The organism is Anaeromusa acidaminophila DSM 3853, assembly GCF_000374545.1.
In the GTDB taxonomy this organism is placed as follows: domain Bacteria; phylum Bacillota; class Negativicutes; order Anaeromusales; family Anaeromusaceae; genus Anaeromusa; species Anaeromusa acidaminophila.
Genome location: NZ_KB894582.1, coordinates 131363 through 155148, shown reverse-complemented (window position 1 = coordinate 155148; position 23786 = coordinate 131363). Strand labels below are relative to the sequence as shown.

At 51.2% G+C, this 23786-nt stretch carries 19 protein-coding genes, 4 tRNA genes and 1 other annotated feature; of the genes, 7 read left to right on the top strand and 16 right to left on the bottom strand.

Going from position 1 to position 23786, the window contains the following annotated elements; all coding sequences use genetic code 11:
- Position 1: 1 nt before the first annotated feature.
- The 6 genes from C508_RS0100820 to C508_RS0100795 all read right to left on the bottom strand — a co-directional run bounded on the left by C508_RS0100820 (position 2) and on the right by C508_RS0100795 (position 9338).
- On the bottom strand, positions 2-2068 hold the full coding sequence (locus C508_RS0100820) for an NAD-dependent epimerase/dehydratase family protein (protein ID WP_018701629.1): 2067 nt from the start codon (positions 2066-2068) through the stop codon (positions 2-4).
- Positions 2069-2092: 24 nt separating this feature from the next.
- The gene (locus C508_RS17460) at positions 2093-3079 is read right to left on the bottom strand and encodes an endo alpha-1,4 polygalactosaminidase (RefSeq protein WP_018701628.1); all 987 of its coding nucleotides are present in this window, start codon (positions 3077-3079) and stop codon (positions 2093-2095) included.
- A gap of 268 nt (positions 3080-3347) precedes the next feature.
- Positions 3348-3857 (bottom strand): poly-beta-1,6-N-acetyl-D-glucosamine biosynthesis protein PgaD, encoded by a 510-nt coding sequence (pgaD, locus tag C508_RS0100810; RefSeq protein ID WP_018701627.1) that lies wholly within the window; start codon positions 3855-3857, stop codon positions 3348-3350.
- On the bottom strand, positions 3838-5103 hold the full coding sequence (gene pgaC, locus C508_RS0100805) for a poly-beta-1,6-N-acetyl-D-glucosamine synthase (protein WP_018701626.1): 1266 nt from the start codon (positions 5101-5103) through the stop codon (positions 3838-3840). The genes pgaD and pgaC overlap by 20 nt, the downstream gene beginning before the upstream one ends.
- Complete coding sequence (gene pgaB, locus C508_RS0100800; RefSeq protein WP_018701625.1) at positions 5100-7028, bottom strand: poly-beta-1,6-N-acetyl-D-glucosamine N-deacetylase PgaB; 1929 nt, start codon at positions 7026-7028, stop codon at positions 5100-5102. Before pgaB ends, pgaC begins: the two co-directional genes overlap by 4 nt.
- 12 nt (positions 7029-7040) lie before the next feature.
- On the bottom strand, positions 7041-9338 hold the full coding sequence (locus tag C508_RS0100795) for a PgaA family protein (RefSeq protein ID WP_018701624.1): 2298 nt from the start codon (positions 9336-9338) through the stop codon (positions 7041-7043).
- Between the two features lie 287 nt (positions 9339-9625).
- Between C508_RS0100795 and C508_RS0100790 the strand changes: the two genes are divergently transcribed.
- The 7 genes from C508_RS0100790 (at position 9626) to C508_RS0100760 (ending at position 14419) form a co-directional block, all read left to right on the top strand.
- Positions 9626-10147, top strand: coding sequence for a hypothetical protein (locus C508_RS0100790; RefSeq protein ID WP_018701623.1), 522 nt, complete (start codon positions 9626-9628; stop codon positions 10145-10147).
- Between the two features lie 26 nt (positions 10148-10173).
- Positions 10174-10596, top strand: coding sequence for a PaaI family thioesterase (locus C508_RS0100785; RefSeq protein WP_018701622.1), 423 nt, complete (start codon positions 10174-10176; stop codon positions 10594-10596).
- A gap of 75 nt (positions 10597-10671) precedes the next feature.
- Positions 10672-10924, top strand: a binding site (T-box leader).
- Positions 10925-10982: 58 nt separating this feature from the next.
- Positions 10983-11549: a tryptophan transporter gene (locus C508_RS0100780; protein WP_026319277.1), complete on the top strand. Its 567-nt coding sequence runs from the start codon at positions 10983-10985 to the stop codon at positions 11547-11549.
- Between the two features lie 7 nt (positions 11550-11556).
- Entirely contained in the window at positions 11557-12420 is an 864-nt protein-coding gene (locus C508_RS0100775; protein WP_026319276.1) for an energy-coupling factor ABC transporter ATP-binding protein, read from the top strand.
- Positions 12414-13232 (top strand): energy-coupling factor ABC transporter ATP-binding protein, encoded by an 819-nt coding sequence (locus tag C508_RS0100770; RefSeq protein ID WP_018701621.1) that lies wholly within the window; start codon positions 12414-12416, stop codon positions 13230-13232. Before C508_RS0100775 ends, C508_RS0100770 begins: the two co-directional genes overlap by 7 nt.
- Positions 13225-13893: an energy-coupling factor transporter transmembrane component T gene (locus tag C508_RS0100765; protein ID WP_018701620.1), complete on the top strand. Its 669-nt coding sequence runs from the start codon at positions 13225-13227 to the stop codon at positions 13891-13893. Before C508_RS0100770 ends, C508_RS0100765 begins: the two co-directional genes overlap by 8 nt.
- 58 nt (positions 13894-13951) lie before the next feature.
- The gene (locus tag C508_RS0100760) at positions 13952-14419 is read left to right on the top strand and encodes an aminoacyl-tRNA deacylase (protein WP_018701619.1); all 468 of its coding nucleotides are present in this window, start codon (positions 13952-13954) and stop codon (positions 14417-14419) included.
- A gap of 181 nt (positions 14420-14600) precedes the next feature.
- Here C508_RS0100760 and C508_RS0100755 read toward each other — a convergent pair whose 3' ends face one another.
- The 10 genes from C508_RS0100755 to pgtP all read right to left on the bottom strand — a co-directional run bounded on the left by C508_RS0100755 (position 14601) and on the right by pgtP (position 23783).
- Complete coding sequence (locus C508_RS0100755) at positions 14601-15683, bottom strand: HD-GYP domain-containing protein (protein WP_018701618.1); 1083 nt, start codon at positions 15681-15683, stop codon at positions 14601-14603.
- A complete protein-coding gene (locus C508_RS0100750) occupies positions 15667-18222 on the bottom strand; it encodes a PAS domain S-box protein (protein ID WP_018701617.1) in 2556 nt (851 codons plus the stop codon). Before C508_RS0100750 ends, C508_RS0100755 begins: the two co-directional genes overlap by 17 nt.
- A gap of 178 nt (positions 18223-18400) precedes the next feature.
- A complete protein-coding gene (locus C508_RS0100745) occupies positions 18401-18637 on the bottom strand; it encodes a hypothetical protein (protein WP_018701616.1) in 237 nt (78 codons plus the stop codon).
- 79 nt (positions 18638-18716) lie between these two features.
- A complete protein-coding gene (locus C508_RS0100740) occupies positions 18717-20423 on the bottom strand; it encodes a methyl-accepting chemotaxis protein (protein ID WP_018701615.1) in 1707 nt (568 codons plus the stop codon).
- 201 nt (positions 20424-20624) lie between these two features.
- A tRNA-Phe gene (locus C508_RS0100735) sits at positions 20625-20700 on the bottom strand.
- A 10-nt stretch (positions 20701-20710) separates the two neighbouring features.
- Positions 20711-20786, bottom strand: a tRNA-Asp gene (locus C508_RS0100730).
- A gap of 9 nt (positions 20787-20795) precedes the next feature.
- Positions 20796-20871, bottom strand: a tRNA-Val gene (locus tag C508_RS0100725).
- A gap of 36 nt (positions 20872-20907) precedes the next feature.
- Positions 20908-20982: transfer RNA gene (locus C508_RS0100720), tRNA-Glu, on the bottom strand.
- 112 nt (positions 20983-21094) lie between these two features.
- Positions 21095-21997, bottom strand: a complete 903-nt coding sequence (ptb, locus tag C508_RS0100715) for a phosphate butyryltransferase (protein WP_018701614.1) — start codon at positions 21995-21997, stop codon at positions 21095-21097.
- A 412-nt stretch (positions 21998-22409) separates the two neighbouring features.
- Positions 22410-23783, bottom strand: coding sequence for a phosphoglycerate transporter PgtP (gene pgtP / locus C508_RS0100710; RefSeq protein WP_018701613.1), 1374 nt, complete (start codon positions 23781-23783; stop codon positions 22410-22412).
- Positions 23784-23786 lie beyond the last annotated feature (3 nt).

The window sequence follows — 23786 nt, the reverse complement described above, 5'->3', positions numbered from 1 at the left end:
ATTACGCCACCCTTTCTTCAACCACAAAGCCCGCATCTCGAAGTCTGTCCATAACTTGCGCCGCCATGCCCGCGGAGGTATTGGGCAGCAGCAACTGCACCGATCCGTCTCGTCCAACCCCTAGATAGTCCTCTGCACGTATCAACGCCGATACTTTCTTACAAAGTTTTTCCAGCTCCGTCTCCCCAGACAACACCAACAGCGCATAGTCCTGCAGAAACCGTTCCTGGCGATTCTGCATTTCCTCTTTCACCTTTTCAAACTCTTCCGCTTGAAGCATGCTGGTTCCCTCAATATAGCGCTGATCTTGCTGCAGTTGGTCATATTCATAGGCGCGTCCAAGAACATCCGAAACCATCAACGCCACTACACGCAGTAAATCCGCATGATAATATGACATTTTTTCAAACGTCGCCCCGTATAAATGCAATACCGCCACCACGCGTCCATGGTACGAAATAGGCGCCGCAAAAACCGGTTCCCCTTCAGCAGGCTGCCGGTTAACGCAAACTTGCCGTTCCTCCATTAAGGTCTTGCAATGAGGCATGTCCGTAATACGAAGAGAGTTTTTTATAGACTGCGCGCAAGCATGGCTTCTCACACGCAACCGCAAATAGGTGCTTTCGGCATTTACTGTATATAGAGCAACAGCCGGTATCTGTAAAATACGTCCCACTACCTCTACTGCTTCTGTGTACACTTCTTCATGACGTACACTGTCCAAACTGCGAACCACGTCATAAATCTGATTTAGGCTGTCATTGGCATTAACGATACGCGCTGCTAAACTATCCTTAAGGCGCAGGCTTTCTCCATAAAGATTGCGTAAATCTTCATAGCGATGTTGCAGATTTTGCATCGTCAAAGTTTGGTCTTCCGTAAGACGCTTGGCGTTATCAGTAACATAACCTGTCACAATCGCTACCAGCAAATACAATGTCAGATGCACTAAATACTCCATTTGGTATAAACCCGTTAATACGTCCATCCCGCGCAACTGCAAATGAAATATGAATAAGGCCGCAGCCAAGGCTCCCGCCGGCAAAGCTTGCTTTTTCCCGTACAAAAGCCCCATAAGGGCAATATAAAGAAAGTTATAATCTACACCCAAGCGCAAATCAATCAAACCGCCAAACGAATTAGCAAAGCTGAATGCCGCCAGCAAAGCGAACAAAGTAGCGTTTTCTAAGTACGGCTTTTTTTGTGCCAGCCAGCTCCGCCAAGATCCCGCGCCCCTATTGCGCGACGCCTCGGCTCCTGGTATGCTCCACTCGCTTAAATCACTTTTCAGGGAATAACGCGGTCGCCACGTTTGCAATGCTTCGACCTCTTCCGACACTGCCAAAGAAGGCCAGCCTACTATCTCTTCCTTCTCTATTTCCGGCCACGGGGTTGCATTAAGACATTTCATCACCAGCTCTATCGACACAGGCTCTACTGCAGCCAAATGTACAATATGCAGATCTTGGGCGCTTCGCAAAAGACGTTCTATCCCGTCTGCCGCGTCGCCTGCGTGCAAATAATCGCCGCCCACTACAGTCGTTGTCTTTCTTGCCGCTTGAAGCCGCCGCAAGAATAATGCTTTCTCCTCTATACTCTGCGCCTCTCCATATACCAGCGGGATTCTAACAACGCAGGTGTTTAGCCCTTTTTCCTTTGGCCAACATAGAAGCAAGCGCTCCATCGCTGAAAGAACAGCCGCTTGGTCTCCTTCGGGGCATACGACTTGCGATGACTCCCAAAGACGTTTTCCTGCAACCCCAAAGATCCGTGAAGAAGAAAGCAAGAAAAAACGCGATACGCCTTGTCTCTCAGCGTACAAAAGCAATTGCCCCAGCAAACTTACCGCATTTTCCCCCTCCAGCCCCTGTAAATTCCCGTCCCCAAAGGGCCGATATATTAAACACTCCGGCTTATGCAGCGCCAGCAGCGCTTCCAGGTTGCAAGCCCCCCCGTAGCTTAGGTTGCTTTCTAATGGACTCCAAGATACCTCGTTGCCTTCTTTTCGCAAGCGAACCAGTAACGAATCAATTACTACGTCTTGCTTCCCTACTACTAAAACCTTCACATGCTCACCTCCTCGTGTTTTCTATTACAAATATTGATATACATCTACTACATCCAAAAAGACGCCGTCAAAGCCTGCCTGCAAAATACGATCCAACTGCGCTGACGGACTTCCGTATAAAATCTGCTTCCATTCTGGAGCCCAGTACTTTACACGATAATTGTGCTCCCAATCTTGGTTAAGCTCCACAATCCAAGCTGGCGGCTTTTTATTCCATTCTTCCTTCCAATAGGCACGGTATGATTCCGCTTCTCCGATACTAAAATAGGAAAGCACTAAGCGTCTAACGCCGTTTGGCTTGCGCTGAAGGCGGGCTACATCTGCCGGCTCCAGCCATTCCCCCTGATATTCAGCATCTATAATCAATACATCATAGCGCGAACGTTCTAAAGCCTGTAAATATTCTTCTTTTGTTTCAAATCGATCTGGATTAAATAATGCCAGGAAATTGCGCGCCTCCCCCAGCTTGGTAATCGGCGATGCGTTTTCTTCCCAAACGGTAGCGGGATATTGAGGAATATTGTTCAATTCTCTCCGATCCGCAGCAAGAGGAATCAGCCCGGCACGCTGACTTTGGCGATAAGCGCTTCCCATAATCTCAGGGTCATTCGCATATTCAATGTTGAAAACCGGCTTGCCCGCTCCTTGGAAACGTTTAAGCGCATCCATCAAGTACATACGATGCTCCAGCGGCGTTCTCTTGTTGCTTTCCATATCCGAACCATAAAAAAAGGACTCCAGCAACATACCGTCAAAACCTGCCAGCATGCCCGAAAGCTCATTTTCAGAAACCAATTCGTCCTTTTCCATCATCAATTCTAAGCCATTATTGCCAATACACACAAAATCGCTTTTCTGCGCCCGCGCATACTGCCGCAGTTCCTGAACAAGCTTAATCATTTCCTGCCGAGGCGACAAACTCTGTGAGTGATCTTTCACTTCTCCATACGTCGCAAAACTTAACAAAAAAATCATTGCCAAGCATAACGCCAATCCTGTCTTTTTCTTCAAACGATCCCATCCTCTCGTTACAAGCACCATTTCAGCAAAAAAAAAATGTCCCTAACGTAAATCTACATCCAGCGGACACGGCACAACGACAAGACCGATTATACCAAATAGCGCCAAACAAATCCATTATTTTACACGCTTTTTTAAGCTTTAAGTCCCAGGACCAACGCTTCATTGTTACGCTTTTATGTTTTTTACACCATTATTTTATCATTTTCATCAATAGAATAATTCATCTTACTACTTTTAGGAGAAATAAAAAAAGCGGCTATTCGCCGCTTTTTTTCGGTTCTTCCATAGTAGTCACACTCTCTAAGGACGTGCACACAAATTCATCATCGCACAATATTCGCTTGCCGTCTTCTACATGAAACACTCCAATACGCAGCTCTTGCGCATGAATCACGGTTTCCTCCGAAATTTGCAGCATCCTTGCCACTTCCGCAGGACCTACAGGCGGTGGAAACTGCCGCCTCGTTCGTTTGCCAAAAACACGCAGATTGTATTGCTGCCAAACCAGCATAATCAGAAACGCCGCTAAGGCAACCCACCCCACTGTAAACAACATCCCCCAGGACCTCTTGATATAGGCGTCCGCCAAAACCTGCTCCTGCACATGAAATCCGGAAGCAATCCACAGCGCAAGCGTAAGAACCGCTAAAATCAAGATGAAAATAACGGTCAGGATAAATTTCAGCATTCCTTCTAGCGTCCGCTGCCCCTTCGGTTCCAATTGAGGCACAAAGATGATGGGAAGCTCATTTTTGCTGCGCATCATGCGTCACCGCCCTTAGACCGCGATCCGGACTAGCCCAGGTCGCCGCTTTCCCAAATTTTTTGGTGAGACCCCGAGGCGTGGCCACCAACACCGTCATGGCATTGAAAACCCAATAGATGACAGGATACCAAATAACCCAAAAATACGTAAGCCAAAGATGCTTATCATATTTGTTATCCACCAGCAAGCTCACGGCAAATTGCAGCATACATACCAACGCAATCACCGAACCATTCCACAGAGCAACGGGGTTTCCTAGCTGAGCAATGAGAAACCAATCGCCGCTAAGCCACCCATAGCTCCAAAAGATCATACAAAGCAGGAAAATATGGGCCCAAATAATACTGAGAACATAGTCAATATACAGCGGCCAAATACGCCGCTGCCGCCAGTCACTCCAAACGTTGCGATGTCGGCGAATAACTTCTACGCCTCCCTGGGCCCAGCGGCAGCGCTGCCGCCAAAGACCCCACAGGGTCTCAGGCACCAGCATCCAGCCAATCGCCTTGGTTTCATAGCGCACATCCCAAAAGCGTTTTTCCATTTTCCAGGTCATATCAATATCATCGGTAATCATATCATTGCTCCAAAGCCCCACATCCAAAAGAGCCTGACGCCGCCAGGCGGCGATAACTCCGGACACGGTGAGCACCTTGCCCAACACCCTCTGCGTCCGTTTGATCAGACCGATTACGCTGGCGTATTCCGCCGTCTGAATCTGCGCCAACAGCGTCGTGCGGTTGCGCACCCTTGGATTGCCGGTAAGAGCGCCAACGCGGGGAAAGTTGATAAAATGCCAGGCCATCCAGTGAAGCGCCCGCGTATCCAACATGCAATCAGCGTCTACGGTCACAATAATCTCGCCTTTGCTCATCAAAAAACCATAATTGAGAGCTGTCGCTTTCCCCTGATTGACAGTCAGATTAAGCATCCGTACCTGTTGGTGTTCCGCTACCAACTGCCGTACGATCGCTTCTGTCTCATCCGTGCTGGCATCATTAATGACAATCACTTCATAGTTCGGGTATGCGCTATTTAGAACCGCCTCCACCGTTTCCCGGATATTCCCTGCCTCATTCCTCGCTGGAATCAGCACAGACATTAACGGGTGCGCAGTCAGCGCCGGATAGTCCGATTGGTTGCGTTCATAGCGAAAATGATAGTAAATGCCCCCGATCATCCAGATGAGACTCATAATAATCGGGTAATAGAAGATATATGCGCCAAACATTTCTAATAAAGTCATGGCTGATCATACACCTCCCGTCCTTCACCTTTAAAGAGCGTAGCCCGAGAATCAAATACTCCTTCCGGGTAATACCCCATATGCCGCGCTCCGCCCGCGCGCAGCGCCGCTACTTGTTTCAGCTGTTCTTGGCGACTCAACCAACGTTTACCAGCCCAATCATACGTTTGCAATTTGAAGAGAACTTTACTCTCGCTCTTTGGTTGCTGCAAGGCTGCTGCAGTCAGTTTACGCAGCCAACCTTCCGGATCCTTGCCCTGTTTTTCCATAAACGGATAGGCCATAAGCACCGTAACGTCATACTGCTGCAAATAGTGCGCATAATTTTGGCCGAACCATTCTTCCGATGCGGGATTCAGCACGGGCTCTGCATAAATATTGCGCAGCGACAAAGCTTCTGGACGATGCTTACGTACTTCGGCAATAACTTCGTGCGCCACCGCCTCCAGCTCCCGTGTCTTCCAAGAACTCCATTCCGCCATACGCGCTGCATCCTTGCGCACATCCGGCGTCAGCGCCCGACCGAATTCACGTTGATAGGCAGCCTGCGCCGCTGGCGAAAAGTCCTCAAAATCATTTAAATACAGATCATCTTGCAACAAAATGCCGTCAATTCGATTCTGCGCCGCAAGATCATTCGCTAACGCCCGGATATGCTCGCGCACGCGAGAGCTAAAGGGGGTAGCTCGCTGATACCAGCCAGCTTTTTCCGCCTCGCTAGCCTTCACTGCCTCTTCCGAATGTCCTGTCAAAAGCCATTGACCGCCCAAAGTCGGAAACCAGGCGAAAACGCGAAAACCAGCCCCCGAAAGACGTCCTGCCACATGATTAAACACATCCGCTTCTACCGGAGCATGCTTGGTGGCAAAGTACACCTTCTCTAAAACGCCATCTCCCTTAGGATCGGCAAAAGCCTGAAGCGCTACGCAATTGGCATCCGATGCGGTCAGCCGTTCGATTAGCTGCCGCAGATTCTCTTCCATCTGCCGAACATCTTTGTCATAAATCTGGTCGAGATCTACCTGCGCCATACGCAAAGGACGTTGCCGCCAATCCAGAAGGCTGTTCTGTAAAAATTTTGCGAACTCCGATACAGAGGGGTTTCCATAGATAATGCCTCTCTTCCCTTGAAACAAAGCATTTTCCCCCATCTGATTCTTTCCTCCGCCCAGTCCCAAGGTCACCGTGAAGCCTGCGTCCTTGGCAACCTCTAACGCCTGCGCACTATAACCGCCATATGGCCAGACCATGATCCGAGCCGGATGCCCCAACTCACGAGTCAGCACCTTCTGCGCTTGATCAAAATCATACTGAAGACGACTCCGATAGGCGCCTTCACTCTCATAATTCTTACCGTCAAAAAGTCGGTTTTCCGCGACAATCGCTCCGTCTCCCTGGGGATTGGCAATGCCCCAGCGATGCAAGTCATAGGAATGGGAAGCCACTTCCACAACGCCGCTGTCCTGCATCTCCTTAAGCTGCTGCCAGGAAACCAGCTTACCTACTTCATCTGGCGCTTTAGCGTCGAGCCAGCTTATCACCACGGAAAGCACTGCAGAATAGTTATAGCGTTTCAACAGTGGATAGACTTTTTCGTAAAAAGAGCTATATCCGTCATCAAAAGTCAACAATACTGCTTTGGGCGGGACCGGCCGCTCCCCCTTGGCAAAGGCAATATAGTCTTCCGCTTTGATCACTGTGTATCCGTTGTCTTTTAGATATTTAAAATGACTTTCCAGCGTATTCTCAGTCACCGTCCATGGGTTCGCACCCACTCCAGGCTGATTAGGATTTCCCACATCGTGGTAACAAAGGATCGATACAGTCCCTTCGGCCGCCGCACATTCCGGAAGCCAACCGCCCCATAGAACTGCTGTCAACAGCAACGAGCACAACCAAATCAAGCTATGTTCCTTGCACCTCATGCCAAACCCTCCTCACCACAGCACATTGTAACGAATATCAAACTGCCGATAGCTGAAAATAGAGTCCCGAACATTACGAGCTCGGTTGGAACGGAAGCCATACTCAAAACCAATAACCAAAGAATGTTGAGCAGAAAAATCATGACCGTATTCCAAGCGAAAATAGGGTGCAAAATCGATCGGATCCGGCTTATCATAGCCCCATCCCAGTGCTGACGTCAGCGCCCAATATCCCTTGGGAATTTCCCACCGTTGGAAGACGCCGCCGCCATAACCTACGCGAGCTGCTGGCGATTCGTACAAATCCGATTCAAAGTTGTAGCGGGAACGATTGAAGAATAAAAACCAGCTGAGCGTCTTCTTGTCTGTAGCATATACATTATGTGTAAAGTCTAGAGTAAGAGCGCTGTAACGGTTACTATCCGTATAATTACTCCATTCATAGCCTGCGGTATAAGTATCCCTAGCGCCTACGCGATGGGTAAACGAAACCGAACGGAAAGAGTCGCCCATCGCTCCGTTACGCCATGCTTGCGCATCCATCAAGGGTCGCCTTCCTACCGCAAAAGTCATGTAGGTATAATCCCGAAAATAAAGCGTACTCTCCCAGCGCAACCCGTTCATGCTATTGCCCTCGCCAGTAAAGCTGGAACCCCATAAGCGAGTAGACCACCAACGATCGCGATATCCTAAGCCAACGCTCTGTGTGTTAATCCGGCTGACATCAACATCGTCGGCAACACGTTCAAAGCCGGCAGCCCAAAGAACATCCCAATTGCTCCCCCCTAATGCATGAGAACCCGAATGGTCCCAGATCCGCCTGTCATTCCCCTTGTAATCCGAAAAAGCGGTAAATCCGGTAGTAGCTTCGCCAATTTTCCGGGTCTCATATACGTTTATCGCCTCCGCTGTCAAAGAATGACGCGCATACCGTTCCTGCAACTGCATCAACGCTTTTTGCGCAGACTGATAGTCACCGGCAGCCACGGCCGCCTTTACTTCTCCAGACAAGCCGTACAGTTCGCCTTCCGGCAAAGACGCTAAGCGCCGAAAAACGCCGTACGCTTCGCGAGGCATCTCCGTCCTCGCTAAATTATTGCCATACTCGCGATAATGGCTGGCCTTATCCGGTTCCAACTCCAAAAGCAGCTCATACAAAGCTTTGCCTGCCGCATAGCGACCTTCCGTAAAGAAGCTGTTGGCATCCGCAGCGATGATCCTCGACGACGCAGCCGCATCTAGCGCATAGGTCTGCCGATACAACGCCGCTCCGTCGCTGACACGCCCCCTAGCAGTCATTCCGTAAGCCCGGCCTAAATACGCCGCAACCCTCGTGGGTTCCCTTTTCAATAGCGTGGCATATACCGCATCCGCTTTTTCGAACTGTCCCAAACGAAGGTAGGCATCCCCCAATGCCTGCAGTCCATACGTAGGAACATCCCCCAAGTCCGGCCACAGCCGCGTTCCTTCACTAATGGCCTGTTTATAGTCTCCTTTTAGGCGCAACGCTAGAATGTAATCACATTCCATCCGCTTATTGCTTTTTGCCCCGCTCATATACGGCTGCAAGAGCAAAATAGCTTGCTGCAATTCATCAGTCCGTATTAAAATAGCCGCCCGTTCGGAATCAAAGTCTCGCTTCTTTTCAAAATTCCCTTCTCCTGCTAAAAGCTCCAACGCTTTGCGATAATCCGCCTGCGATTGCAAAAAATCCTTGCGATATAAGGCCATGTTAGAGCGACTTAAGTACAGCGCACCATTATCAGGCGACTCTTTTAATAGCGTTCCATACATAGCCTGTCCTGTAGCCGTATCTCCTGCGCGCATAGCGGCTTCCGCCAACTGCAGCCGCGAAGGCAGCTCGCCTTTAGCCACCGCCAAGGTATAGTAACGCTGGGATTTTTCAAAGTCTTCCAGTTGGTAGTATGCGCCGCCCACAGACCGCAGGACAAAACCTGGAACCGAATCTTCTTTGCCGCTATACCGCTGCTGAAAGATATCAATGGTTGCTTTGTTGTTTCCCGACCACTGCAGCACCGTCAGATAATCATACCAAACAGCATCGCCCACTCCTTGGCGCTGACTAAGCTCCTGCAATAACACCAACGCCTCATTCATTTTCCCAGCTCGTGAGAGTTCAATCGCTCGTTGATGGGTTTCCTCTACTCCTTCTTGGATGGCTTGATGCTGCACCATAGTTTTCGCTGAAGCTGCATCAGTGGCCGAACCTGGCGTCGCCGCTTCGCCAGTAGCCATGACAGGCAGCATGGCCAGCACCACCAAACTGGATGTCACCGCCTTCTTGAACATGCCCTCACCCCCCTGACTTTCCTTGGTATCCCCCGTGTACTTTTTCGTAATTATGTTTAATATGCTTATATAGTAATGCGCCTTTTCTTAATTCTCGCTTTTAGTTCTATTTTCCTGCCCTTTGCTGGCATTCTTTCTTTAATTGGCAGACTTTTCTTTCTTTTTATTGTCTCTTCTAATTCATGGTCATTCGGAATACAGTTCGCAACGCTTATTTTTTGTGTTATCATAAAAAGCAGATAAATGCCTTCATAATATTGGGCATTAAAGGAGAGGAGTGTTGGTTCATGTCCTTTGTACGTATCGCATTACTCTTGTGCTGTCTTTGCTTCGGTTTCACCGCTACGACGGCAGCCGCACCGGCGCCGGATGAAGAATCTCTCGATGCTGTTCTAGCCAGCTCACTATCTAAAGTCTTCGGGGTTTCCGTCGACACTTCCCGCATCAGCGATTTGCGGGAAAACCGCAACTATGGACGCGGTGAAATCGCCTTAGCTTACAGCTTGGCTGATCGCAGCCGCAAACCGGTTAGCGAAGTATTTACACTCCGCGAAAAGCCGTTAGGCTGGGGCAAGGTAGCGCAAGAACTTGGGTTATCGGTAGGAGATGTTCGCAAAAAATGCGACAAAGTATTTAAAGACGCCAAAATGGACAAGGAAAAAGACGATTTAGAACGCCTCTTGGAAGATGAAAAACACAATCCCCCAGTCAAAGGACGCAACACGCCTGGCGCCGACAAGCACCAGCTCCATATGCAACAAAAAGATAACAGCAACGATAAAAACACAAACGGCAAAGGCAAGAGCTAATTGGCCTAAGCCTCAAGGAGCTAGTTATGTTAGAAGCCTTTTTTACACATATTTATGAAACGAATTCGTTCGTCAAACTGTTGGGCATGAAATTCATCTCTATCGAACCGGGCAAAGCCGTACTTTCCATGCCGATCAAAGAAGACATTCATACCAATATCCACAAGACCGTTCACGGCGGCGCCTTTGCTGCTTTGATCGACACCGCCATGGGTTCCGCCTGCTTTAGCATGCGGCGCAAAGTTGTCACTACCGATCTTAGCCTTTCTTTCATCCGCAACGTACCCAGCGGCGAAGAAGTTATCGCCAAGGCCTCTGTAATCCATGCCGGTCGCAGTACTATGGTAGTCGACGGCGAACTGTATGATGAACGGGGCAAGCTCGTCATGAAAGGCAAAGGTACGTTTTTTGTTCTTGGCGACGTAGAATGGCTGCCTGCGGAAGAATAATTTTTCTCCATAGATGCTTACAAAGCATTGACAAAGGTCTTTGACGACGGTATAGTAGTAAACAAATCCATATTATGATCATCCATGACCAGGAAGAGTACACTTGCTCAAGAGGGTTTCAGAGAGCCGGCGTTGGTGGAAGTCCGGTACTGCTCGAGATGTGGAATGGACCTGGAAGATGCAGCCCGAGCCGCTTGCGGGGTAGTCGCTGCCGGAATCTTTCGCCGTTATCAGAAAGCAGGTATCGCTTACATAGCCGTACCTTGTCAAGCCGGGCTGCTTTGCAGCCAATTAGGGTGGCACCGCGGGTTAACCCCTCGTCCCTATCGTTTAACGATAGACGAGGGGTTTTTTGTATGCTCAGAAGGAAAAAGGAGGAGTTTCACATGAAACAACAAGTACAAGCACAGGAGACCGTTACTTTTGAAGCCAACCAAGGCGGCCGCTTCCGCTGGGTGGCTGTTACGGCTCTGCTTTTAGCCATTGGCGCTATTTTACATTTGGTTACGCCGAACATTGCCGGCCTGACCCTTAACTGGATGATTGCCATGTACTGCTTAGCCATCAACCTGGTCCGCCCGACTTTAGGCCAAGTCATCGGTATCGGCCTGGTGGCGGGGGCGCTGAACGTACCCACCTCCAAATCGGCCATACCTTATGCCAACTTGATCAGCGAGCCTATCGGCGCGCTCACCTGCGCACTGTTCCTGCCTCTTCTCTCTCGCCTCAACATCGGCGGTCTGCCTTTAGCTCCCGGACTTACCGGTTTTTTCAGCACCGTCGCCAGCGGCTTCACCTTTGTAACACTTCTGAAATTCATTCTTTCCATTCCTAACGAAGTATATCTGTACGGCATGCTGCCGGTTGTATTGGCCGTTGGCGCCGCTAATGGCGTTATCACCCAGCTGTTGTACCTGCCGGCGCGCAAGCTGCTAAACCGCCAGGAGGACTGAACTCATCATGACTGACGCCCTAACATTTGAGAATTTTACCTATAGCTATCCTCGCCGGACTCCCGTCCTGCAAGACATCAACCTAGCCATTCCGGCAGGCTCCTTTACCGTACTTACCGGCCCCAACGGGGCCGGTAAAACCGCTTTATGCCGAGCTGCCGCAGGCATCATTCCCCATTACTACGGAGGCTCTTTGAGCGGCCATGTTTATGTGCAAGGCCAGGACACCCGCACAACGGGCATTGCCGTCTTGGCTACCATGACCGGTATCCTGCTGGAAGACTACGAAACGCAGTTGGTTGCCATGACCGTTGAAGAAGAGGTAGCGTTCGCCCTGGAAAACATGGGGCTGGCGCCTGCCGAGATCAAGTCTCGCGTAACTTCCGCCCTGAAACAGGTGGGCCTGTCTGGTCTGGAGCGTCGGGAAACCGCCGCCTTGTCGGGAGGGCAAAAGCAGCGCCTGGTTTTGGCTTCTCTTTTATCGACCAAGCCTTCGATTCTCATCTTGGACGAACCGGCTTCGGCTCTTGACCCCAAAGGCCGCAGCGAGTTATACGCTCTATTGCACCGGCTGCACCAGGAAGAAGGCCTGACGGTCTTGACCGTCGAGCACGACTTAGCCTGCGTCCTGCCCTACGCCAACCACTTTGTCTTTCTGCAGGAAGGATGCATCTCCAGCCAAGGCGATGCCGACACCGTCTTACGGCATTTGTGGCTGGAAGAATCCTTTCGTCCGGCCCTGCCGCCGCTCTGGCAAGCCCGCTTCCTCCTGGAAGAAAAATTGGGTCATTCTCTGGCCCCCTGGAAAAGCACAGCGGAAGCAGCCGCCGAATTGCAAGCCTATGCTAAAGGAGACCGTTCATCGTGCTAACACTTGAATGCATTTCTTTTCAATACAGCCAGCAAGCCCCCGCCCTGCACGAAGTCTCCCTGGAGCTAAAGGCTGACGATTTCATGGCCCTCGCCGGACACAACGGCAGCGGCAAAACCACCTTGACTCGCCTAGTCATGGGGCTCGTTAAGCCCACCGGCGGACGCATTCTCTTAGACGGAGAAGACCTGTCCAGCCGCAGCACTGCGCAGCGGGCCCGGCACATCGGTTATGTCTTTCAAAATCCGGACCGCCAGATTTTCCGCGACACGGTTGCGCTGGAAGTGGCCTACGGCCCGCAACAGCTTGGCTTCAGCGCCGCAGAAACAAGCGAGGCCGTTGCCAAGGCCCTGCAGGCCGTCTCCTTGACCGACCAGGCGCAGGCAGACCCGCGCCTGTTGCCCAAAGGCCTCAAGCAGCGCGTAGCTATTGCTTCCGCTCTGGCTATGAAGCCGCGTCTGCTCATTTTAGATGAGCCCACAAGCGGCCAAGACGCCTGGGAGCGCAGGCAATTGATGGAACTTTTACAGGACCTGCACCGCCAAGGCATGGCCATTTTGATGATCACCCATGACATGGAACTGTTAGCCGCTCATTTCGAACGTGTCGCCGTCCTTGGCGGCGGCCGCAAGGTTTTCGACGGCACAGTGACGGATTTATTCTCCGGCGCTCATGATTTGCAGCAATGGGGCCTGGCGGAGCCCGCTCTGTTGCAGCTGTCCCGCCTGCTGAAGCAGCCGGGTGTCAGCGAAGTCGAAACATTTTGCCAGCAGCTTTTGCCTTTGCTGAAAGGAGGCCTGCGCCATGAATAAATTGGCTCCTTTAACCAAGCTGCTACTCACGTTGGCGGTCACGCTCTGGGCCATGGTGCTACAGACGCCCTTGGCGCTGTCCCTGCTCATCGTTGCAGAGCTCCTAGCTCTGGCCTTAGCTGGAAAACTGCGTAGCACCCTAGCCGCTTCTACAGGCCTGTTTTTCTTCGCGGTACTGCTCGGACTCATGCAATACGCCTTCGGCGCCAGCCTTGATTTCTCTATCGCCATCGCCCTAAAAATGCTGGTAATGACCCTTATTTTCGTGCTGCTTTTGGCGACGACGCGCCTGCAAGATCTGACTACAGCCCTGACAACGCAGTGCAAAGTCCCCTACGAATACGCTTTCATGCTAACGACGGCACTGCGCTTTGTGCCTGACTTCCTGGCGGAAAGCAAGGCGGTCCGCGAAGCCCAAGCCTGCCGCGGCTATCATCCCGGCGGCAATCCCCTGAAACGCTTCGCCTCCTACTTGGCCGTCGTACAGCCGCTGGTGCTGCGGGCCATCACCCGCTCGGAGACCATGGCCGTCAGCCTGGAGTTGCGCGGCTTCGGCGCTCCCGGCCGCACCTTTGCCGGCAAAGTGTCCTTGCGAATCATGGACTACCTGGCTTTGGCGGCCATGGCGGCCGTCAGCGTCGGAATTATCGCTTTTTCGTAAGATAAGGATTGAACGAGAGTCGCGGCGAGAATCAGAGGGTATGAAAGAGGGTACGATAATGTATTATCAATTCCCTTGGGAGAAAACGTTACAAGAAAACGGTTATGCCTATCAGCTTTTGCCGCAGACAAGACCTCTGCGTTCCGCCGAAGACGGCGCGGCTTATTTCGGCATTGCCGTCGGGCAAACCGCCCCGGTGCTGCTGGCGGAAGCAGATGCCTCGCAGCGTTTTCTCTGTCTCCTTGCCGGCGACCGAGGCCGCTTGGATCTCGGTAAAGCGGCTGCACTCCTAAACGCACCAAAACTCACGCCTGTCAAATACAAGAAGGTCTACAACCTCACCGGCTTTGAACCTGGAAACATGCCTCTTTTCGGCATTAACTTCCCTTGCCTGTTCGACGAGAGGCTTCTGCGCTACCCGCTGGTCTACGGCGGCAGCGGCCAAGAAAACCTGACGCTGGCCGTCGATCCCCAAGCGCTTCTGGCGCTGCACCAAATAGCGGCGCGCCTTACCTGCACAGAGTAACAATCTAAAAGAAGGACGGAACTTGACGGCTCACCGCTGCCAAGTTCCGTCCTTCAAAATTTCTATCGTATCCCTCACTCTACTCCCTATACTCCTGTTAAAAAATACGTTCTCCGTAACCCTCCGTCGAGCCCTCCTGTTCTCATCGCGACTCCTGTTCAAGTTCCCCATTTCTTAATCTTTACTCGCCTTCGCGCAGCTCGCGGCTGCGCGCCAGCACCTCCGCCTCAATCGCCAAGAAGGCTTCGATCAGCTGCGGTTCAAAATGGCTGCCCGCTCCTTGGCGCAGCATATCCAGGCTTGTTTCATGCGGATACGCTTCCTTGTACACCCGTTTAGAGCAAAGGGCGTCATACACATCAGCTACCGCCACCATACGCGCCGCCAAAGGAATTGCATCGCCCCGCAAGCCATTGGGATAACCGCTGCCGTCCCAGCGTTCATGATGCGCTTGGGCAATGTCGATGCCCATATTCAAAAAAGCGTTGTGCGGGTACTCCTGGCGAACCTGACGCAGCGTCTGCGCTCCATACACCGTATGGAGCTTCATTTCCTCAAATTCTTCCGGCGTCAGCCGCCCCGGTTTAAGCAAGATGGCGTCGCGAATGGCGATCTTGCCTACATCGTGAAGCGGGCTGGCGTTATAGATATTTTCCACAAAGGCGTCATCTATTTCACGCCCCCCGCCTCGGCGCTGCACTTCGGCGGCCAGCATCGCTGAAAACGTCCGAATGCGTTCCACATGCTTCCCTGTGTCGTCGTCCCGCGCTTCTGCCAGCTTAACCATGGCTAAGATCGTAGCCATCTGCGCATGATGCAATTCATCCAATTGGGCCTTCACCTGCTGCTGCAAGTCCTGATTATGTCTTTGCACCTCTTCGCGCAAGCGCTTCAACGACAGGTGCGTCTCCAACCTCGCTTGTAATTCTTCCGCTTGGTACGGTTTTGTCACATAATCCACGCCGCCGCATCGAAAAGCCTTTACCTTGTCAAACGTCTCCGCTAAGGCGCTGACGAAAATCACCGCCACATCCGCCAAAAGACCTTCTTCGCGCATAGCTTCACACACGGCATAACCGTCCATCTCCGGCATAGTAATATCCAGCAAGAGAATTTCCGGGCGTTGTTTGCGCATGGCAGCCAAAGCCATCTTGCCGCTGGGCAGCGCCCGCACGCGGTGCCCTTGCTCGCGCAGCAGCAGCGAAAGCAGCTTCAGGTTTTCCGGCGTATCATCTACAATCATGATATCAGCTTTTCGTTCCATCTTTAGGCTCCTCTCCCTGCTCCCACAACGCCGCCAAGGCATCCAGCCGAAACGCGCCAGCCAATTCCCGTGCGTACGCAGCTAGTTCTGGCTCCTGCGCCGCAACCTGCACCAGCAGCTCTTCCAGACGTTCAATATCCCCGTCAAGAGTTGCCGCCAACAACTGTTCCCTCAGCGCATTCTCCAAACAACACTGCCCCTGCCAAGTAGCGGGCGAGTTTATCTCCAGTTCTTGGTAGGCATATTGCGCCCCCGTATGGGCCGCCACCATATTCAAAACCTGCTCGGTTGTAAAGGGCTTGCCCAACACAGCTCGCACCTGCTGCAGCAAGACCTGCTGCACCTCGTCGGCTCCCAAGCCAGCGGACACGGCAATAATCGGCAAATCGCACCGACTCGAACGTTCCTGAAGTTCTCGAACCAGCCGATACTCCTCGGTCTGCAGCAAGGCCAAATCCGCAAAAATCAGATCCGCGCCGCGAGCGCTTTCTTGCAGCAATTCCTCTTCGCCCCCTACGGCTACCGCCAAAAATCCGGCTTGCTCCAGCATTGCTTGCAGCAAAAGCGCATCCGTTTCCACTGACATCGCAACAAGGATCCGATATGCTTGTTGTCCCGGCAGCAGCCCGACCGCCAACTCTGAGCGAGGCGTCGTCGCCTCCTGCTGAGTTCCTTCTTCCAAACGCAAGGTCACCAAAAACTCCGCCCCTTCGCCTGGCCGGCTAGACACGGAAATGTCGCCGTCCATCGCTCGGGCAAAATCCCGGCTGATAGCCAGTCCCAGCCCCGTACCGCCTCGATCATGCCGTTGATGGTAGGCCTGCTCGAAATACCCAAAGATAGCCTCCTGATCCTCTGCCGCAATACCAATGCCGCTGTCTTTTACCGTTACTTGCAGCCTCCATTTTCCGTCTCCCAGGGACTCTCCAGCTAAACGCACGTTAATAACGCCGCGATCCGTGAACTTCAACGCATTGCCAATCAAATTGACCAGAATGCGCCTGATTTTTCCTTCATCTCCTTTTACCTGCTCCGGTAATGGTTCCACGGTTTCCAGGAAAAGCTGCAAGCCTTTCTGATCCAAGCGCACCTGGAACAGGCTGCCCATATCCCTCACCAAACGGCGCAAATCAAAAAGAGATTCCTGCAAAACGACACGCCCGGATTCCACTTTAACCAATTCCAGCACATCGTTAATCAGTGCCAACAAATACGTCCCGCTGCGATTGACAATCTGCAGTTTTTCCCGCTGTTCTCGCTCCATAGCGGCGTCGCGATACAAAATTTCCGAAAAACCGAGAATGGCGTTCAACGGAGTCCGAATCTCATGGGACATATTCGAAAGAAATAAACTCTTGGCCCGATTAGCTTCCATAGCAGCTTCCCTGGCTTGTTCCAGTTTTACCTCGCTTTCACGCCGCCGCAGGCTCTGGCCCAGCATCCGCGCTACCGTTTCCAACAATTCTCTCTCTTCTCTCAAAAACGGCCCCTCATAGGCGCTTGGGTGCTTTTGAGGATAAACGACCTCCACCCAGCCTCGCGTAGTTTCGCCCACTTTCAATGCCGCCCGCAGCCGATCCGCAGTCTGTAAAAAACCAGGGTAGGCATAATCCACGCCGTCATATACCAAATGCACCAGCGCCGGATACCGCCAGCCTTCAGGCAAGATTCGCAGCACTTCCCAGAAAAGGTCTTCCAACTTCTCCTTCTGCTGAATAGCATTCGAAATCATCGTCAAACACTGCAGCGCGCGGACGCGCCGTTCCAGCGCCGCCAGCAAATGCTCCCGTTCATCATTATTGCGCTTACGCTCGGTAACATCTTCTTTGACGCCGACATAATGCAAAATTCGCCCCTGTTCATCGACAATGGGAGAAATACTGGCTTTTTCCCAATATTCGACGCCATCCCTGCGCCGATTAACAAACTCTCCTTGCCAAATTTTCCGTGAAGTCACTGTTTGCCAAAGCTTACGATAAAAAGCCTTGTTCATCTTCCCTGAACTGAGAATGCGAGGATTTTTGCCCAGCAATTCTTCTTTTCCATAACCCGTAACCTGGCAGAACATCGGGTTGACATACTCAATTCCGCCTTGAGGATCGGTAATCACAATGCTGACAGGACTCTGCTCCACCGCTTCCGACAAAACCCTCAAACGCAACTCGTCCGCACGGCGCTGCGAAATATCAATAATCGTAGCAACAAAGTACAAGGGCTTCCCCATTTCATCTCGCACGACCGCAACGGAAAGATGAATCCAAAAAAAAGTCTTGTCAAAGCGTATATATCGCTTTTCTAGTTCATAACGGTCTCTTACTCCCGTTACTAAATCTTCCACTAGCCTTATATCTTCTTCCAGATCATCCGGATGCGTAATATCTTGAAACCGAAGACCTAACAGGTCTTTTTCCGCGCAAGCCATCATCTGGCAAAACATCTTGTTAACCCGCCGAAATACGCCCTGCAACGTAACCTCCGCCATACCGACAGCCGAATGCTCAAACAACTCCCGGTAACCGCGTTCCACTTGTTCTCCCATTTTATTCAGACTCCCTCTGCTTCATGCAATCCATTATATATTTAATTTTAACAGAAAAGGATTCTTTCGCAAACGGTAAGCCTAGATCCAATTATGGCATGTACCATCATTGTGATACTCATGCTTATAAAAAATGGAGGAGAAGCTTGCATCCAAGCCTCTCCTCCATACTAAACCGCTATTTTTTTACGAACATCCGTCCCCGCTGGGACATGCGGCCATCCGCTTCCAGACGAACCACCCAGGCCTCGCCGGGAACGCCTCGCACCACGCGATACTGGTCCGCATCAAAAGGCGCAATCGCCAGCGCCTCTTCTAAGACGTCCTCGATATCGCGCATCGAGCCTCCGTCTCCAGTTACATCCAAAAATCCTTCGTCGCAAAGCTGCTGCAGCGCTTCATGCAGTGTCGCCAACCTTACTGCCCCTCTCCTGTAAAAAATATCCTGTCCTTATTGTAACGGCTAACAGCGCCGACGCCAAGAGGAAGAGACATTAAATTTTAAAGCGACCTACAATCTGATTCATTTCCGTCGCCAAGGTAGCCAGCGACTCGGCGCTGCTGTTAACCTCGCGCATACTAGCCCGCTGCTGCTCTGTTGCGTGCACCACCGACTGCGATGTCGCCGAAGTCTCTTCCGCTACAGCGCTGATGCTTTGCACATTATCCACCATAGCCTGGGTTCCGTGCGCCGTTTCGTCCACGGAGGCAGTAATCTGCTCGATACCGATCTTTACTTTTCCTAAGCGATCAATGATGGCTTTAAAGCCCTCCGCCGTACGGTGAGCCGTTTCTTTGCCCGAAAGAACATCCTTATTCGCTGTTTCTACGCGGGCAACGGAAAAGGCGATTTCTTCGCCCATGCTGCCAATAATACCGGCAATTTCCTCGGTAGCCTTGGCGCTTTGTTCCGCTAGCTTGCGCACTTCTTCCGCCACTACCGCGAAGCCTCTGCCTGCTTCTCCCGCCCGAGCCGCTTCAATGGCCGCATTGAGCGCTAACAAATTAGTCTGCCCGGCAATACCATTAATTACATCGACAATGCCTTTAATGTTTTCCGATGCCGCTGCCAGCTTATTCGTAACCGCTGTAATCTCACTCATCGAACGACCAATATTTTCATTTTGCGCGACTACTTCGCCCAGCATAACCATGCCGCGGTTGGCTTCTTCCACCGCAGTTTGAGTACCGTTATTTACTTCATTGGCATTAGCGGTCATTTCTTCCGTCCCGGCGGAGATTTCTTCAATGGTCGCCGAGACAGTAGTAATGTTATCAGCATTTTGCGTAGCTCCGTGCGCGATTTCCTCAACGCTGGTCACTACATGTTCCAGAGCGCGCATCGTTTCTTCAATGGTAGCGCTCAGCTCTTCGCTAGCGGCGGCTAAGGTCTGGCTGCCGCTATGGACCTGCTGCACCACTTGTTTAAGCTGCACGCGCATAGAATTGAGCATCAAGCCCATATCGCCGATTTCGTCATTACGCTTGGGAACAATATCAGATCGAGTTAAGTCCAAATTGCCAATACTCTCAAGCTCTATCTTCACGCTCGCCAAGCGCGCCGCCATATTGCGGCTATACCAAATACCCATGCCTAGCGCAAACAAAATAATAACCGCACTTACCAGCAAGGCATTATTAGAGCGCTCCTGCACATGGGTCACCATGGTTTTAGTTTCCGCTAATAAACTCTGCCGCTGTGCTTCCGTCAAATCCACACAGCCCTTGTCGATGGCAGCCACCAAGGCGCGCCCTTCGCCGGTAATTTTGCTCAAGTTTGGATCGTTAGCCCGCTTTGCGGCAATGACCCGATCTCCTAGCTTGATATAATCGCCAATAAGCTTTTTCACTTCTTCGCCTTTGGCTTTCAGTTCCGGTTTCTCCACCTTAGCAACATGGTCATTCATAATCGAATAACTCAGCTGAATATTCGTGCGATATCCTTTTTCATAGGTATCCATGCCATCCGGATAAAAGAGAAACCCGCGCATATCCAGAAGCGCGCGCGTAAATTGCGTATGCGCATCCTTTGCCGCCACCATATCCAAAGCGTCAGCTTCAATGACGTTTTGCGCTTCCGCTCCGACTGCGCGCAAATGGTAGTAAGTGTATCCTACGACCCCTGCCATCAAAGACACTGCTAAGACAAACATAAATACAATTTGTGCAACTATAGGCGTACGACTCTTATTCTGATTCATATGACGTCCTCCTCATTTCTACTATTTGCCAATCTTAGCTTATTGTATATTTATTATACTTTTATTTATATCGTTTGAAAATACTCTCAAAGTAAACATTTTCAATTACGTGAATTTTCATTTTCTCGTTCTAGTCCAAAGCCCCACCCTTTTCCAAACAAAAAAACGCCTTTCCAAACAGGAAAGGCGTTGCTATTACAATGGTGCCGCAGGACGGAATCGAACCGCCGACACGAGGATTTTCAGTCCTCTGCTCTACCGACTGAGCTACCGCGGCAAAAAAAAAGTGGCGACCCCGATCGGATTCGAACCGACGATCTCCGCCGTGACAGGGCGGCATGTTAACCGCTACACCACGGGGCCGCATTTTTTTGGTGGGCGATGACAGGATCGAACTGCCGACATCCTGCTTGTAAGGCAGGCGCTCTCCCAGCTGAGCTAATCGCCCACTCTATGTCCAGCGCCAAAGCGCTAAACGCGAGTTTGGTGACCCGTAAGGGATTCGAACCCTTGTTACCGCCGTGAAAGGGCGGTGTCTTAACCGCTTGACCAACGGGCCTCTTTGCCGTTGCCGCTACTGCAGCTCCGGGACAATGTATATATTAACGGAATAACCTCACCTTGTCAACGCCTTTTTTCAAAATAAATTCTAGGCGTAGTTTCAGCCGCTTTTAAGACTGCGCCGCCAGCACTGCTAACGCGATGGATTGCAGCTTTGCGGCGGACGAATCGGCGCGAGAAGTCATAACAATCGGAGCTTTAGCGCCGATCACCACGCCTGCCACAGCGCCCTGCGCCAAAAAGGTAACCGCCTTATATAATATATTGCCGGATATAATTTCCGGTACCATGAGGACATCGGCACGTCCGGCTACTTCGCTGACAATCCCTTTGTGATGCGCCGCTTCCTCGCTCAAAGCATTATCCAGCGCCAAGGGACCGTCCACTATACAGCCTTTGATTTGGCCGCGTTCGCACATTTTAGTCAACGCTGCCGCATCCACCGTTTCCGGCATGTCCGGATTGACGACCTCTACCGCCGCCAACGCCGCCACACGAGGTTTTTCAAAGCCTAACGCATGGGCCACATGAACGACATTCTTCAATATTTGTACTTTCTGGGGCAAGTCCGGTCGCATATTCATAGCGCCGTCGCTCATAAAAAGCAGCTTCTCCCGTCCGGGTATCTCCATTACCGCCACATGAGACAACACTTGTTTTCCCTGACGCAAGCCCACTTCCTTATTCAACACCGCGCGCAAAAAATCAGCGGTAGGAATCAAGCCTTTCATAACTACTTGGGCTTCTCCGGAACTGACTAAACGCACCGCTTCCAGCGCCGCTTTAGAAGGATTGGCCTCATGTACTATCGTCAAATCTTCCGCCGCTACGCCGCACTGCGCCGCCAGGGCCAAGATTTTTTCTTTATCGCCGACAAGAACCGCCTCGGCAATTCCCTGTTTTTTCGCCGCCAGCACCGCCTCTAAGACATGCTCGTCTTCCGCTGCCGCTACGGCTACTTTACACGTAGGAATTCCCTTTGCTTTTTCCAGAACTTCTTCAAACTTTCTCACGTTCCATCCTCCTCGTCGTGTTATCGACTGCTATCTCATCATAGCACACTCCAAGGCCGGAGAAAACAAATTCTTAACTTTTAAAAAAGTATACTTTGTCCTTCACCACGAAACTTTACAAACTGTACACCTCTTGATTTTACTGGTTTTTTAAAGTCGACTTGTAATGGAGGAATTCCATTGTCACGAGACACAACAAGGAAGAATAAGACGGAGGACACGTTTTTTAAACAAGAGTAAAGGGAGTAAAGCGAGGGTTAGGAAAGAGTATTTTAACAACCCCCTTTCGCGTCTTTCTTGTATTTCGCGGTTCATTTTATAAATACTGGTATATTAAAACAAATTCGGCCTAGCTGTTGCAGATGCCTGCACCAACCAAGCCGAATTCAACGTTCTACTATTTTTAGACCAATTAGCTTGCTGCGCGCTGCAGCTCTTCGCGTTCTTTAGCCAGCTTTTGCGCACCTCGGTGCGTCAAGACGCAGAAGAACACGCAGCAAACCACGCCGCCCAAGAGCACGTAGAAGCCGCCGTCCCAACCTACCCGGTCCACCATGACCCCAAACAAGCTGGTCCCTAAGGACGCGCCGCAAATATAGCTCATAAAACCGCGCAATCCTACCGCTGAACCAACGGCAAAGGAAGGAACGATTTCCATCGTCTGCACGGATGCCAAAAACTGCGGAATGTAGATCAAGCAGCCTACAATCGCCGCAAAGACCGTAGTCCAGAACAGAGTCGTACTCTGCCAATAGCCGATAACGCAGAAAAAGATCAAGCACATAGCGATAATGGCCGGCGGCATCCGGTAACCTTTAAAAAACTTGTCCGACAGATACCCGGCAAAAAGAGTCGACGGAATAGCCGCCCATTCAAAGAAGAGAAAGGCAATCGCCATTTCGGTTTTGCTGAAATGCTTTACTTCTAATAAATAAATAGGCAGCCAACTGATCATGCCAAAACGAACCATATACACGAAGGTATCCACCAAGGAAACGAACCAGGCGTTTTTGTTCTTCAATACATATTGGCAAAAAATCTGAAAAGCGGTCATGTCTTCCGGCGCCTGGGCGTTGTTTTTCCGCAACTCCGCCGGATTGGCCTGTTCCGGTCTCAGTTCCGCCAAGGACGGCAGCCCTTCACTAGCCGGCGACCCCTTACATAAAAGGAGCACCACCATGGCAAAGAAAACAGCCACAAGCGCAGGAACCTGGTAGCTCGCCGCCTGCCAGTGCTCCGGACCGCCTACAAGCGAAAAGGCCACGCCAACGATGGGAGCCACAATGCCGCCGCCAACATTATGAGAAATATTCCAGATCGCCCCTACAATACCGCGTTCCCGCCGGGGAAACCAGTTAGCAATGGTAATAAAGCTAGGTCCTACCCCCATGCCCTGAAACATGCCGTTCAATACAACCAAGCCGGCAAACATCCAAAAAGCAGTGGAAAAACCCATGGTCAAGTTGACCGCCGCACACATCAAAAGACCTAACGCCATATAGCGCTTTGGATCCGCCTTGTCGGCGAGACTGCTCATAATACCTTTACTGACGCCGTACGCAATCAACATATAGCTGCTGAGCATACCTACCTCGGTTGCGCTCAGATGCAGCTGCGCTTTAAGATAAGGGGTAGAAAGAGCAAAATTATTCCGCACAATGTAATACGCCATATAGCCGAAAAACACGCCTAAAAGAGCTTGAATCCGATAGACTTTGTACGTGCGTTCCACATCGGCCGCCGCCACCGTCTGCGTCGCGGCTCTTGGCTGCAAGAATGAAAACATAGC